The 13,411-nt window shown below is 30.8% G+C and carries 14 protein-coding genes; 4 read left to right on the forward strand and 10 right to left on the reverse strand.

Annotated elements, in window-relative coordinates; genetic code table 11:
- Window positions 1-36: 36 nt before the first annotated feature.
- The 4 genes from mutL to AB2B44_RS05945 form a co-directional block, all read right to left on the reverse strand.
- Window positions 37-1,860: a DNA mismatch repair endonuclease MutL gene (gene mutL / locus AB2B44_RS05930; protein WP_369048652.1), complete on the reverse strand. Its 1,824-nt coding sequence runs from the start codon at window positions 1,858-1,860 to the stop codon at window positions 37-39.
- A complete protein-coding gene (locus AB2B44_RS05935; protein WP_369048653.1) occupies window positions 1,860-2,141 on the reverse strand; it encodes a riboflavin synthase subunit beta in 282 nt (93 codons plus the stop codon). Before AB2B44_RS05935 ends, mutL begins: the two co-directional genes overlap by 1 nt.
- 208 nt (window positions 2,142-2,349) lie before the next feature.
- The gene (gene ribH, locus AB2B44_RS05940) at window positions 2,350-2,856 is read right to left on the reverse strand and encodes a 6,7-dimethyl-8-ribityllumazine synthase (protein WP_369048654.1); all 507 of its coding nucleotides are present in this window, start codon (window positions 2,854-2,856) and stop codon (window positions 2,350-2,352) included.
- A gap of 50 nt (window positions 2,857-2,906) precedes the next feature.
- Complete coding sequence (locus AB2B44_RS05945; RefSeq protein WP_369048655.1) at window positions 2,907-3,680, reverse strand: tol-pal system YbgF family protein; 774 nt, start codon at window positions 3,678-3,680, stop codon at window positions 2,907-2,909.
- 206 nt (window positions 3,681-3,886) lie between these two features.
- Here AB2B44_RS05945 and AB2B44_RS05950 point away from each other — a divergent pair, with 206 nt between their 5' ends.
- The 4 genes from AB2B44_RS05950 (at window position 3,887) to AB2B44_RS05965 (ending at window position 6,473) form a co-directional block, all read left to right on the forward strand.
- Window positions 3,887-4,966: a DNA replication/repair protein RecF gene (locus AB2B44_RS05950; protein ID WP_369048656.1), complete on the forward strand. Its 1,080-nt coding sequence runs from the start codon at window positions 3,887-3,889 to the stop codon at window positions 4,964-4,966.
- A 6-nt stretch (window positions 4,967-4,972) separates the two neighbouring features.
- Window positions 4,973-5,269 carry a DUF721 domain-containing protein gene (locus AB2B44_RS05955; protein ID WP_369048657.1) on the forward strand — a complete coding sequence of 99 codons (297 nt, stop codon included), beginning with the start codon at window positions 4,973-4,975 and terminating at the stop codon, window positions 5,267-5,269.
- 93 nt (window positions 5,270-5,362) lie between these two features.
- Entirely contained in the window at window positions 5,363-5,734 is a 372-nt protein-coding gene (gene crcB, locus AB2B44_RS05960; protein ID WP_369048658.1) for a fluoride efflux transporter CrcB, read from the forward strand.
- Window positions 5,735-5,762: 28 nt separating this feature from the next.
- Window positions 5,763-6,473: a crotonase/enoyl-CoA hydratase family protein gene (locus AB2B44_RS05965; RefSeq protein WP_369048659.1), complete on the forward strand. Its 711-nt coding sequence runs from the start codon at window positions 5,763-5,765 to the stop codon at window positions 6,471-6,473.
- A gap of 5 nt (window positions 6,474-6,478) precedes the next feature.
- On the opposite strand, the gene AB2B44_RS05970 is transcribed toward AB2B44_RS05965, so the two are convergent.
- The 6 genes from AB2B44_RS05970 to AB2B44_RS05995 all read right to left on the reverse strand — a co-directional run.
- Window positions 6,479-7,087 carry a DUF1684 domain-containing protein gene (locus AB2B44_RS05970; protein ID WP_369048660.1) on the reverse strand — a complete coding sequence of 203 codons (609 nt, stop codon included), beginning with the start codon at window positions 7,085-7,087 and terminating at the stop codon, window positions 6,479-6,481.
- Window positions 7,088-7,146: 59 nt separating this feature from the next.
- Window positions 7,147-7,488 (reverse strand): hypothetical protein, encoded by a 342-nt coding sequence (locus tag AB2B44_RS05975; RefSeq protein WP_369048661.1) that lies wholly within the window; start codon window positions 7,486-7,488, stop codon window positions 7,147-7,149.
- On the reverse strand, window positions 7,460-7,984 hold the full coding sequence (locus tag AB2B44_RS05980; RefSeq protein WP_369048662.1) for an N-acetylmuramoyl-L-alanine amidase: 525 nt from the start codon (window positions 7,982-7,984) through the stop codon (window positions 7,460-7,462). Before AB2B44_RS05980 ends, AB2B44_RS05975 begins: the two co-directional genes overlap by 29 nt.
- A 247-nt stretch (window positions 7,985-8,231) precedes the next feature.
- On the reverse strand, window positions 8,232-10,208 hold the full coding sequence (locus AB2B44_RS05985) for an OmpA family protein (protein WP_369048663.1): 1,977 nt from the start codon (window positions 10,206-10,208) through the stop codon (window positions 8,232-8,234).
- Window positions 10,209-10,222: 14 nt separating this feature from the next.
- Window positions 10,223-11,194: a type IX secretion system membrane protein PorP/SprF gene (locus tag AB2B44_RS05990; RefSeq protein WP_369048664.1), complete on the reverse strand. Its 972-nt coding sequence runs from the start codon at window positions 11,192-11,194 to the stop codon at window positions 10,223-10,225.
- The coding region (locus tag AB2B44_RS05995; protein ID WP_369048665.1) for an Ig-like domain-containing protein at window positions 11,173-13,411 on the reverse strand (2,239 nt) is incomplete at its 5' end. The genes AB2B44_RS05995 and AB2B44_RS05990, both read right to left, overlap by 22 nt.

A 13,411-nucleotide genomic window follows, 5' to 3' on the forward strand; every position in this document is an offset into this window, starting at 1 on the left:
TAACATTGCCTAACAATTTTAATTGAAAGGTCTGATTTAAGTATTAAAAATAGTATCTATTTCGGTTAATGTAAATGTTTTAAAAATTGGTTTACCAAAAGGTGACAGTGTTGGTTCTTTACATAAAAATAAATTGTTTACTAAATTTTCTTGTTCTTTTTGGTTTAAACTTATTCCTGTTTTTATAGCTAATGATTTTGCAAAAGATTTAGCCATTACGTCAAAATGACTATAGCTAGCATCAGGTATTTCTAGTTTTAAATCATCTACTAACTGTTCTAAAATAAAAGTGGTTTGACTCTCTATAATTGAAGTTGGTATACCACTAACAACAATATTGTTTTTAGTAAATTCATTAAACATAAAACCAGCACTTTCTAAATCGGCTTTTAAGTGGTAAATAATTTCGGCATCTTGCTTCGAAAAATTAATATTTACAGGAAAAAGCAATTGTTGGCTACTTGCTTCTTTTACGGTAATATTTGCTAAAAAATCTTCATATAAAATCCGTTGGTGTGCTAACGATTGGTTAATTAACACAATACCTGATTTTATAGTGCTTATTAAATATTTTTTTTGAATTTGAAATGTTTTTTTAGTAGCTACTTCATCATCATTTTCAAAAAATACTTGTTGTTTTTCTTCTGGTAAAATATCTATATCAGCATACAAAGCCTCCCAATTAGCCGTTTCTTTTTTATAATGTGTTTGTTCGTTTTTTGAAGTTGTAATGCGTGAGCTAACCTCTGTTTTAAACGGATTAAAATCTGGGTCAACCGTAATACTTGGAGTAGAAACAGCCTCTTTTTTTGTGTAATGATAAGGGGTGTCTAAATTAGCATCTCTATCAAAATCTAATATTGGAGCAACATTGTACTGCCCTAGACTATGCTTTATAGTAGCTCGTAAAATAGCATATAACGCTTTTTCATTATCAAATTTTATTTCGGTTTTAGTTGGATGAATATTGATATCAATACTATCGGTAGGAACCGTTAAATATAAAAAGTATGAAGGGTAGTACCCATTTTCTAACAAACCTTCAAAAGCACTGGTTACTGCGTGATTTAAATAAGCGCTTTTTATAAAACGTTGATTTACAAAAAAGAATTGTTCACCTCGTTTTTTTTTCGAAAATTTTGGCTTAACAACAAATCCGTTTATACTAATAATATCCGTTTGCTCTTTTATAGGCACCAGTTTTTCATTCATTTTATCGCCAAAAAGAGCAACAATTCGTTTGCGTAAATTGTTTTCTCTTAGGTTATATATTTCATTATTATTGTGGTGTAACAAAAAAGACACATTAGAATGCGCCATGGCAACCCGTTGAAACTCATCATTTATATGACGCATCTCTACGGTATCCGATTTTAAAAAATTTCGTCTAGCTGGAATGTTGTAAAATAAGTTTTTAACGGCAATACTGGTTCCTTTAGCCGTAGCAATCGGTTCTTGTAACGCAACGGTACTTCCTTCAATTTTAATGGTCGTACCTAATTCGTCATTTTCTTGCTTAGTTTTTAGTTCAACATGTGCAATAGCAGCAATAGAAGCTAAAGCTTCTCCCCTAAAACCTTTAGTATGTAAATTAAATAAATCTTGTGCTTCTCTTATTTTTGAAGTTGCATGTCGTTCAAAACTCATACGAGCGTCGGTAGCCGACATCCCTTTTCCGTTATCAATTACTTGAATTAGCGTTTTACCCGCATCTTTAATCAATAATTTTATAGACGTAGCCCCTGCATCAATCGAATTTTCTAGTAATTCTTTTACTACAGAAGCAGGTCGCTGAACCACTTCTCCTGCTGCTATTTGATTAGCAACATGGTCTGGAAGTAATTGAATAATGTCTGACATTAACTTTGGGGTAAAAATATTGAAAGTTCAAAATCTATGATGTACAAAAATAACAATACTAATACAATTACAATTATTAATATAGTTTTATTAACACCTGTTTTTCTAATCTCTAAAAGTTCACTATAAGCTTGACTTAATTTTGATTTTAAATTTTTGTTTTTACCTACAGTGCTTCTATACTGATCAAATTTATACGTTATTTTATACGGATTTCCCTCACCTTTATAATAACGAGGTTTATAGTCAAATTTTTTGGGTTCTCTTTTAAAAAAAGCCATAAAGTAAACGTTTTTTAGTGTTTTAAATCAATAATTAAACCACTTTTATAGATGTCAAATTTAAATAATAAAGAGCAAATACAAATGCTTTACGCAAAAACAAACTAAAAAGAATCTTTAAATTTCTTTGTTTGAAATTTAAAAATAAAAAACAGTAAACACCTCAAAAACAAGATTTAACAGCTTTAAATCTCAATTATTTGAAGAATTAAAATCCGATTTCAACAGCTGATATTACGCTACTATTAAGAGCTGCCATTTTAACAGCCGCTATAGCACATTCTACACCTTTATTTCCTAATTTTCCACCAGAACGGTCAATGGATTGTTGTTTGGTATTATCTGTAAGTACACAAAAAACAACAGGTACATCGTATTTAGTATTTAAATCAACAATACCTTGGGTTACACCTTGACACACAAAATCAAAGTGTTTGGTCTCACCTTGTATTACATTTCCTATAGCAATAATGGCATCAACCTTTTGAGTTGTTATCATTTTTTTACAACCATACACTAGCTCAAAACTGCCTGGAACAGTCCATGAAATAATATTTTTTTTATCAGCCCCACAATCAACCAAAGTTTCAAGAGCTCCCTGATGTAAATTATCAGTAATATCATTATTCCATTCAGACACAACGATTCCAAACCGAAAAGTCTTTGCACTGGGAACTGTATTTTTATCGTAATGTGATAAATTATCTGTAGCCATAATTAAATAAGCAACTATCTATAGTTTATAAGAAGATTATTAAACATAAATTATTGCGCATATTTTGCACTATTTATATACTTTTCTATACCTTCTCCTTGTTTAGATTTTGGATAATTGTCTTTAATTTCTGTAAATAATTTTTCTGCTTTATTGTATTCTTTTAAAGACATCGCTATTTGACCTGCTTTATATAAAAACAAAGGCGTTGTAAAATTATTTGTTTGTTTATTCGCCGCTTTTTGATAGTATTCAATTGCGTCTTTTGGTTGATTAATATCAGCAAATGCATCTCCTATTGCGCCTAATGCCGTTGGTCCAAGAAGTTCGTCAGACGAGTCAAATTTACCTAAATACTCAATTGCTTCTTTGTATTTTTTCATTTTTAAAAATGAAAGACCCGCATAGTAATTTGCCATATTACCTGCTTTTGTTCCGCTGTAAGTATTAGCTACATCGATAAAACCGTATTTACCGTCTGCTCCTTCGATACCTAACGTTAATAACGAATCTACAGCTACCCCTGAAGATTTAAGTGCTGCATCGTAATATTTTTTTGGAAAAGCTAACTCATAAGTTGCTTCTTTTTCAGTTGGTGCACCAACAAATTTAGTATATGCTAAATATCCTAAAATTAATACCGCTACCGCTACTAAACCATAAAACAAAGGTGTTTTATTCTTTTCTATCCATTTTTCAGATCTATTGGCAGTATCATCTAAAGTATTAAATACTTCAGCAGTTGTACTTGCCATCTCTTCTGCATGTTTTTCTTCTGCTTTATTTTTTGGTTTGTAACCTCTTTTCTTATATGTTGTAGCCATAATTGCATAAATATTAATCGGCGCAAAAGTAACTTTTTTAATTGAATTTTAAAAACAGATACGACCCTAATAATGTAATTATTTTTTTAAGTGAAAACTTAAAGAAAGTAAACATCAATTAAAAGTGTTTATTAAACAATATAAAACGTGGTTTTTTTATAAATTTTCGATAATTTGCAAACTCTTTTTTTTAGTAAAAACAGGTAATGTATCTACAAAAATTATCACTAGTTAATTTTAAAAATATTGAAAATAAAACATTTGATTTTCAAGAGAAAATAAATTGTTTTATTGGTAATAACGGCGTAGGTAAAACCAATATTTTAGATGCTATTTATTATTTATCGTTTGCTAAAAGCTATTTTAACCCAATTGCAGTACAAAACATTCACCACAATGCAAACTTTTTTGTTGTTGAAGGTAATTATATTCTAAATAATAGAGAAGAAAAAATAGTATGCAGTTTAAAACGTGGACAGAAAAAAGTATTAAAACGAAACGGAAAAGCTTACGAAAAATTTTCAGAACACATTGGGCAATTACCACTAGTTATTATTTCGCCTGCCGACAGAAATTTAATTACAGAAGGTAGCGAAGTACGAAGAAAATTTATCGATGGGGTTATATCGCAACAAAACACTTCGTATTTGGTAGATTTAATAGCTTATAATAAAACGCTAACCCAACGAAATGCATTATTAAAATACTTTGCATTAAACCGAACATTTGACCAACTTAATTTAAATATTTATAACGAACAGTTAATTAATTTTGGCGAACGTATTTACAAAGAAAGAAAGAAATTTTTAGAAAACTTTACCGTTATTTTTAATGCTAAACACCAAACCATATCGGCAAAAAAAGAGTTGGTAAATTTAGATTATAAAAGTCAATTACATACCCAATCATTTAATGATTTATTAGAATCTAATTTAGAAAAAGATAAAATACTACAATATACCTCTGTTGGAATTCATAAAGACGACCTTAATTTTGAAATAGATTCTTATCCTATTAAAAAATTTGGTTCACAAGGACAACAAAAGTCGTACTTAATAGCGTTAAAATTGGCCCAATTTGAATTTATAAAACAACAATCTAATATAATGCCTATTTTGTTGTTAGACGATATTTTTGATAAATTAGACCATCATCGAGTATCCCATTTAATAGACTTAGTTAATAATGACGAATTTGGACAAATTTTTATTACCGACACTCATATTGACAGAACTGAAGAAGTAGTGAGTCAAGCCCATAAACCATATCAAATTTTTAAATTATAAAAACAAATGAGTAAACGTGAAAATGATAGCTTTTCAATAAAAGATTTACTACAATCTTTTATTAAAGACAACAATTTAAATAAAGGTATGCTAAAACTTAAAGTAGAAGAAGTTTGGGCTCAATTAATGGGGCAAGGAGTAGCATCATATACTACTCGAATACAATTGCAAAACAGTACATTAATCGTACAATTATCTTCGTCTGTATTAAGAGAAGAATTGAGTTACGGAAAAGACAAAATTATTGCCATGTTAAATGAAGAATTAGGAGACAATGTAATTAAAAAATTATTGTTAGTATAAAAATGAGTAGATTGTTTAAGAAGCCTATTTTTAACAATATTAATTAAAACAAAACCTATTAAAATTAAAAACAGATAATTTAAATTTATTTGAATGAAACAACTCTTATTTATATTTGTTGGTGGAGGAATTGGAAGTACCATTCGATTTTTAATAGGAAAATGGCTAAATAGCTCAGAAACAGGCATACCTTATGGCACCTTTACCGCTAATATTTTAGGAAGTTTATTAATCGGGGTTATTTTAGGGCTTGCCACCAAAAATCAAGCATTAACTCAAAATCAAACGTTACTTTTAGCTACAGGTTTTTGTGGTGGGCTAACCACTTTTTCAACTTTTGCCTACGAAAATCATATTTTTTTAAAATCAGGCGATTTTGCCAGTTTTGCTTTTTACACTATTGTTAGCTTTGTAGTAGGTTTTTTAGCCGTATTTGGAGGGGTATATATTGTAAAAATACTTTAAAATTTAATTTATATTAAAAAAGATAACCATGAGTAATTTTGTGCACTACAAAATAGATGAGAAACATCTGCTTATTACAATTAACAATGGAAAAGCAAATGCTATTTCTAACAAAGTTATTGATGAGTTAAGTACTTGTTTAGATATTGCTTTGTCAAATAAAAAAATAGTAATTATTACTGGTGAAGGTGAAATTTTTTCTGCAGGATACGATTTAAAAACCATGACCCAATCACCTAATTCTGCAAAAGAATTAGTAACTAAAGGCTCTAACTTAGCTCTTAAAATGTTATCTTTTCCGTTACCTATTATTATTGCTTGTAATGGTCATGCAATTGCAAAAGGAGCACTTTTATTACTAGCATGCGATTATAGAATTGGCGTTAAAGGTGATTTTAAAATTGGATTAAATGAAGTTGCCATTGGTATGACAATGCATCATTTCGGTATTGAAATTACTAAAGCTCGATTAGCCCCTGTATTTTTTGAACGCAGTGTAAGTAATGCTGAAATATACAACTCAGAAACTGCTGTAACAGCTGGTTTTTTAGATGAAATTGTTTTAAAAAATGAACTTTTACCTACAGCTATTAAACTAGCAAATCAATTTTCAAAACTAAATTTACAAGCGCATGCCAACACCAAGTTAAAGTTAAGAAAACCTTACATAGAAGCTATTAAAAAAGCAATAACGTTAGATTTAAAAGAAAACATACATATTAATTTACCTTCTAAATAAAAAAACTATTTTTTATAAGCCATAACTCCAGCTTTTACATCAACATTTAAGTGATTACTTTCAGGGGTAATAGGGCAAGAATAGTTATGATTATAGGCGCAATAAGGATTATAGGCTTTATTAAAATCGATAATAATAGTACCCTCTTTTTCGTCAGTAGTACGTAAATCTATAAATCTACCAGCGGCATACGAAGTGGTTCCGCTAGTATTGTCGGTGAATGGTAAAAACAAATAACTTTTGTAGATTGAATCGACATCTATATCTTGACTTTGAAAAACATCAAGTTGTAATTTTTTTTGATGTAATGTAAAATATAAAACACCATATTTTTTATACAAAGGTTTTCTATCGGTGGTGGTTTTCATTTCAAAAATAGGAGAATTTGGTGTTTTTACAATGGTAGCAACCACTTTATAACTACTATCAATAGGATAAAAATCTAATCCTTTAAAATTTTTAAAATCTTTTTTGGTTAACGGTGTTTTGGTAGCGTCTTTAAACTCTGCATTCATTCTTTTTTGAAAATCAGACTTTCCTACAACTGCAATTTTTTCTTCTGAGTTACATGAAAGCATGTAATAAGCTGAAAAAAGTATAATTAAATATTTCATAATTTGTATTGAGTATTATTACTTATCAACTGTGTTTGATATTATTATAGTAAGCTAATTTATAGCTCATCCATTAACAAGTATAATATTTTTTTATCCTTATCCATTAAAGTTGGTGTTATGTCTGTAGGGTTAAAATGTAGTTTAAAGGCTCTAATTGCATCACTTAAAACTGCAGTATTATAACCAATATACTTTAATGCAAAAACCTCATTAAAGCTTTCTGGTAGTGTTACAGTTTTTAATTTTTCTTCGTCGTACCAAATTCCAAAACCTTTTTCGGCAAGTTCTTTCCAAGGAAAAAAAGCGCTCGGATCTACTTTTCTTCCCGGAGCAATATCTGCATGTCCTATAATATTAGTTTTAGGTATTTTATATTTTTTGGTTAATTTTTCTAACAAAGCTATTAAAACTATTTATTTGTGGTTGTGCAAAGGGTTCTTCTCCATTATTATCTAACTCTATACCAATAGACACGCTATTTAAATCGGTTACTTTACCCCAAGATGAATTGCCTGCATGCCAACCTCTTAATAATTCGTTTAGCATTTTTGTTACACCTCCATCTTTACAAATAACATAATGTGAACTAACTTGAGTTCTCTGTAAAGCAAACGTTTTGTAAGTTTGTTTACAACTGTCTTGTGCAGTATGATGTATTATAATAAAATTTGGTTTGCGAAGACTAAAATTTTGCGATTCTATTACGGTTACTTTTTTATTATTTATGGTGTCTACAGGTATAAATCGTAAACTTTTTCCAAGTTTTTTAGCCTCTTTTTTATAATTTCTCTTAGCTATTTTATAAATATTAGTAGAACAAGACGAAAAAACACCTATGATAATAAATAAATATATGTACTTATATTTTGACTGAAATAAAAGCAAGTTAAACATTTCTTTTTTGTTTTATAAGTTTAAGTATTTATTAAAATGTGTTTAATAATATGGTCGACTTCTTGAACAAGTTACCATCAAAAGTAAAAAAAAAAATAACTGTATTTTTTTTTTTATTTAAATTAAGCTTTTTTACTTCCCTTTAAATAATGATAATTTTCAACTATATAAAATTTAAAAAGACAAAGTCGCCTTAAAACTAATTTTAAGGCGACTTTGTCTTTTTATTTAATAAATATTTTTTTCTTTAATACTGTCCTTGAACCTTTACATCTTTACCTCCGCTAACGATATAAAAGTACGATCTACGATTTAATTGATGTTCTTCTTCTGTACAACCCTTACAGTTTCCACCACAATCGTATAATGGCTGACTCTCTCCGTAACCTATAGCGCTTTCTATTTGATAAGGTTGTATCCCTCTAGAAATTATATAATCTCTAGTAGATTTTGCTCTATTATCAGATAATGTTCTATTATACTCTCTAGTACCTCTACAATCAGTATGCGATTCTATTTTTATTATCATATCTGGATGATCATTTAAAACGGTAATTATATGTTCTAATTCTTCAGCAGCATCTCCTCTAATATAATACTTATCAAAATCAAAATAAATAGGGTTTATAACTATTTGATTTCCAATTATTAGAGGTGTTAACACTAAATCAGCAACTCTGGTTTCTCCATTTACAGAAGTAGTAGCTACCTGTTTTTGATCTGGTTTGTAATCCATTTTTTCTCCCATAACCGTAAAATTAAGACTACAATCAATATCTGTAAAAGTATATAACCCTTCTACATCACTTTGTACTATTTCTATTATTTTACCTTCCGAATCTACTAATTTAACCGAAGCATCAGGTATTGGCTTACCTGTTTTTTTATCAGTTACTAAACCTTTTATTGTCTGCTTACATACTTCTTTAGTTATCACAAAACTATAAATATCATCATCTCCTTTTCCTCCTTCTCTATTAGAAGAGAAAAAACCTTCATTTTTTGCATCATTTATGTAAAATGCAATATCGTCTCTTTTACTATTAAATGGTTCTTCTAGGTTTTTAACCGTTTTATATTCACCTGACTCTAATTTAGATTCAAAAATATCTAGCAATCCATGACCTGAATGACCATCAGAAGAAAAATAAAGGGTGCTATCAGCTCCTACAAAAGGAAACATTTCTCTTTCTTCTGTATTAATTCCTCTTCCTAAATTTACTGGTTTTCCGTATATATTATCTATTACCGAGACTTTATAAATATCGGTATTACCATACCCTCCGGGCATATCTGAAGCAAAATATAATGTTTTCTCATCAGGACTTAAAGCAGGATGACCTACAGAATAATTATCACTATTAAAGGGTAATTCAACAATATCTCCCCACTTACCATCTTCCTTAGTAATTCTATATAGTTTTAAATGAGTAGTATGTGTTTTCTTATCTCTCCCTTTTTTCTTTCCATCAAAATTATCTCGTGTAAAGTACATCGTTTGTCCGTCTTTTGTAATAATAGCATTAGACTCATGAAATATTGAGTTAATACTTAAAGACATTAATGATTTATCGAATAACTCTATAACTTTATGTTCCGAATTAACATCTTCTACATATCTTTCAGTTACAGAGGCTTGAAACAAATTTAAATAAGGTTGATTATTCCATCTATAAAGTTTGTTTTCTGCATTTGGCAAAGGCTCGCTCGAAGCAAAATAAAATTCTCCATCTTTTTCAAAACCTCCAAAATCAGAAAATTCTGTATTAGTAGAAACATTATGAATAGCAATGTCTTTATCTGTAAGATCTAAGTACCCTGAATCAGAGGCTGAAACTAAACTTTTCGCAGGCGAATAATCAGGTTCCAACTCTTTATATTTTTTCATTATTTCCTCCGACTCTTCTAATTTACCATTCGCTTTTAATGCCTGAGCAAACCTAAAAAAGTATTTCGATGAAACTTCTTGCGAATAATTTTCTAACAACTTATGATACCATATTTCTGCATTTTTAGTATCAGTATTAAAATAATTCGCATCACCTAACCGCTCAAGTACTAACTTAGAATTATCACCGCTTTTATAAATTTGTTCATATAAATTAATTGCTTTTTTATAGGCAAATTGTTTAAAATATTGATCTGCGGCATATTTACGTTGCCCATAATTTTGGGTACTCAAAAGTAGCAACGCTATAACAAATAAAAACTTTAATATTTTCATAATCTATACTAATTTTAAAAGAATCTTGGTGAAATAACTGGTCCATCTTTAAATAACTCATAACGTAACATGACTTCATGTGTACCTGAATTATAATTACTATAGTTTGAGGTTGTTAAATCGTAAGAATACCCCAAAAATAAGCTTTCTGAAGCTTGAAATCCAACTAATGCACTAAAAGAATCATCCCATCTCCATGACAAACCTGCAGTAAATTGTTCATTAAACAAAAAATTCGCAGATACATCTAAAGAAAGAGGTGCTCCTGAAACGCCTTTAAAGAGAACAGCAGGTTTAAACTTTATATTTCTATTTAAATCAAACACAAGTCCACTTATTAAAAAGAAGTGCATACGTTCTACAGCTACTTTTTCTATTTTTTGTGAAGCATCATAGTGTTCTGTACGAATAAAATTAGGCACAGATAGTCCTACGTAAAATTTTGAAGTATAGTAATAAATTCCTGCACCAACACTAGGTAAAAATTTATTATTTATATTATTTCTTAAAACTTCATCGTCTCTATCTAAATAGTCTCCTTTACTCCAATCTACATTTAATAATCTTCCTCCTAACTTTAATCCAAACGATAAATTACCTTCTTCAGAGGTTTGAATTCTATACGCTACGTTTGCATCTAAATATGTTTCATGTGAAGCCCCTAAAACATCGTTTACTAAATTTACCCCAAGACCTAAAGATGTATAACCTAAAGGACTGTCATAACTCAATGTCTGGGTATCTGGAGCTCCTTCAAAACCTACCCACTGTGTACGTCCTAAAGCGTTAATAGTTATGTGTCCTCTAGTTCCTACATATGCAGGGTTAACACTCATTGTATTATACATATAATGTGTATACTGAGGATCTTGTTGACTATATAAAGCTGACGTAAACGCCACTGTAACAAATAATAAAATTAAAAACTTGCGCATATTATTTTGTTTAAATTGTACTTCTTTTTTTAACGTGTTATCTGTATCCATCCTTTCTTAACTGGTGTTTTACCATCTTTAAAATCTAATACATAGTAATATGTACCACTTGGTAATAAATCATCTTCATATATTGTTGCTCTACCATTTGATGTTCCTGACCAATCATTTTTATAATCAGTTGCCGTATACACCGTATTACCCCATCTATTAAAGATACTTAAAGTACTACCTGGATAATCTTCAATACATTGAATTACAAGTGTATCATTATCTCCATCTCCATTTGGTGTAATTATATTGTATACACGTAAACATCCTGCTAAAACCTCACCTTCTTTTACAGTAAGTATTACTGTGGCTTTATCACAAGCTCCATTTACATCACATACTTCATATACAAAACTATCTGGACCTACATAATCTTCATCTGGAGTATAGGTAAAATCACCCTCTTTAGTTATCGTTACCGTACCATGTGATGGATCTGTTAATGGGGTTGTATTTACGGTTTGTACATCACCCTCAGGATCCTCGTCATTAGCCAATACATTTCCTACAATATTTTCATTTTGAACACCATTAGAAGCATCATCATTTGCATAAGTATCATTTGCTCCATCATTTGGATCAACACTTACCGTTACTGTAGCTTCGTCACAAGCTCCATTTATATCACATATCTCATATACAAAGGTATCTTCTCCTTCAAAACCATCTTCTGGCTCATAGGTAAACTTACCATCTGGGCTTATCGTTACCGTACCATGTGAGGGTTCCTCTGTTGGAGTTGTATTTATTGTAAAGTCATCTTTATCAGGATCAAAATCGTTCGCTAATAAATTTCCTGATACAGGAGTTCCCTCCTCTGTGGTTGCTGTATCATCATTCGCTACAACATCGTTAGACGGAGCTGATGGAGATAAGACTTCTATGGTTACCGTACTGGTATCACAGGCTTGCGGCGTACCATTATCACACATCTCATAAGTAAACGTATCTGTTCCGGTAAAGCCTACTGGTGGTGTATATGTATACGTTCCATCCTCTTTAATCGTCACCGTACCACCTTCTGCCGAAGTTTTATCTGAACTATCTACCTGAACCTCTGGTGTATCTCCCTCTTCGTCTTTATCATTGGTCAATACATTTCCTTCTACAAGAGTATCCATAAAGGTATTATTAATATCTGGTATCGCATCTGTTGTATTCAATGGATTAACCGTTAACACTACTGTAGCCTCATCACATGCCTTGGGCGTACCTGTATCACATACTTCGTACACGAAACTATCTGGCCCTACATAATCCTCATCTGGGGTATAGGTAAAATCACCCTCTTTAGTTATCGTTACTGTACCATGTTTTGGGTCTTCCTTTAAAGTAGTATTTACTTCTGGGATATCTCCCTCTGGATCTTCATCATTAATCAACACATTACCCGTAATATCTTGATTTGGATTACCATTATAAGCATCATCATTCGCATAAGTATCATTTGCTCCATTATCATCTGGATTAACGCTTACCGTTACTGTTGCCTTATCACAAGCGCCCGCTTCGTCACAAATCTCATATACAAAAGTATCTTCGCCTACAAAACCTGCATCTGGTGTATAGGTAAACGTACCATCTGGGTCTATCGTTACCGTACCGTTTGATGGATCTTCTACTGGAGTCGTATTTATAGTAATAGTATCCTTGTCTGGATCAAAATCATTCGCTAATAAATCTCCTGATACGGGATCACCTTCTTCTGTTGTAGTCGTATCATCATTCGCTACAACATCATTATTCTCTGTTGTAGAGGTTGATGGCATTACTTCTATCGTTACCGTAGTGGTATCACAGGCTTGTGGCGTACCATCATCACATATCTCATAATTAAACGTATCTGTTCCAGTAAAGCCTGTTGGTGGTGTATACACATAAGAACCATTTGGATTCAAAGTTACTATACCGCCTGCTTTTGAAGCTGAGTCTGAATTTGTTAGATTTACCTTTTGTGTATTGCCCTCTTCATCTTCATCATTGGTCAATACATTTCCTTGTACTTTGGTATCTACATAGGTATTGTTGATATCGGGTATCGCATCTGTTGTATTCAATGGATTAACCGTTAACACTACTGTAGCCTCATCACATGCCTGCGGCGTACCTGTATCACATACTTCGTATACAAAACTATCTGGACCTATATAATCCTTATTTGGTGTATAGGTAAATGTACTTTTACCTTGACCATCATCAACTATTACTACTGTACCG

The sequence above is a fragment of the Tenacibaculum sp. UWU-22 genome, assembly GCF_041021355.1.
In the GTDB taxonomy this organism is placed as follows: Bacteria; Bacteroidota; Bacteroidia; order Flavobacteriales; family Flavobacteriaceae; genus Polaribacter.

Excerpts from the sequence above, each read along its gene's own strand:
- mutL (WP_369048652.1), bottom strand. The coding sequence starts at position 1,860 with ATGTCAGACATTATTCAATTACTTCCAGACCATGTTGCTAATCAAATA.
- AB2B44_RS05935 (WP_369048653.1), bottom strand. The coding sequence starts at position 2,141 with ATGGCTTTTTTTAAAAGAGAACCCAAAAAATTTGACTATAAACCTCGT.
- ribH (WP_369048654.1), bottom strand. The coding sequence starts at position 2,856 with ATGGCTACAGATAATTTATCACATTACGATAAAAATACAGTTCCCAGT.
- AB2B44_RS05945 (WP_369048655.1), bottom strand. The coding sequence starts at position 3,680 with ATGGCTACAACATATAAGAAAAGAGGTTACAAACCAAAAAATAAAGCA.
- AB2B44_RS05950 (WP_369048656.1), top strand. The coding sequence starts at position 3,887 with ATGTATCTACAAAAATTATCACTAGTTAATTTTAAAAATATTGAAAAT.
- AB2B44_RS05955 (WP_369048657.1), top strand. The coding sequence starts at position 4,973 with ATGAGTAAACGTGAAAATGATAGCTTTTCAATAAAAGATTTACTACAA.
- crcB (WP_369048658.1), top strand. The coding sequence starts at position 5,363 with ATGAAACAACTCTTATTTATATTTGTTGGTGGAGGAATTGGAAGTACC.
- AB2B44_RS05965 (WP_369048659.1), top strand. The coding sequence starts at position 5,763 with ATGAGTAATTTTGTGCACTACAAAATAGATGAGAAACATCTGCTTATT.
- AB2B44_RS05970 (WP_369048660.1), bottom strand. The coding sequence starts at position 7,087 with ATGAAATATTTAATTATACTTTTTTCAGCTTATTACATGCTTTCATGT.
- AB2B44_RS05980 (WP_369048662.1), bottom strand. The coding sequence starts at position 7,984 with ATGTTTAACTTGCTTTTATTTCAGTCAAAATATAAGTACATATATTTA.
- AB2B44_RS05985 (WP_369048663.1), bottom strand. The coding sequence starts at position 10,208 with ATGAAAATATTAAAGTTTTTATTTGTTATAGCGTTGCTACTTTTGAGT.
- AB2B44_RS05990 (WP_369048664.1), bottom strand. The coding sequence starts at position 11,194 with ATGGATACAGATAACACGTTAAAAAAAGAAGTACAATTTAAACAAAAT.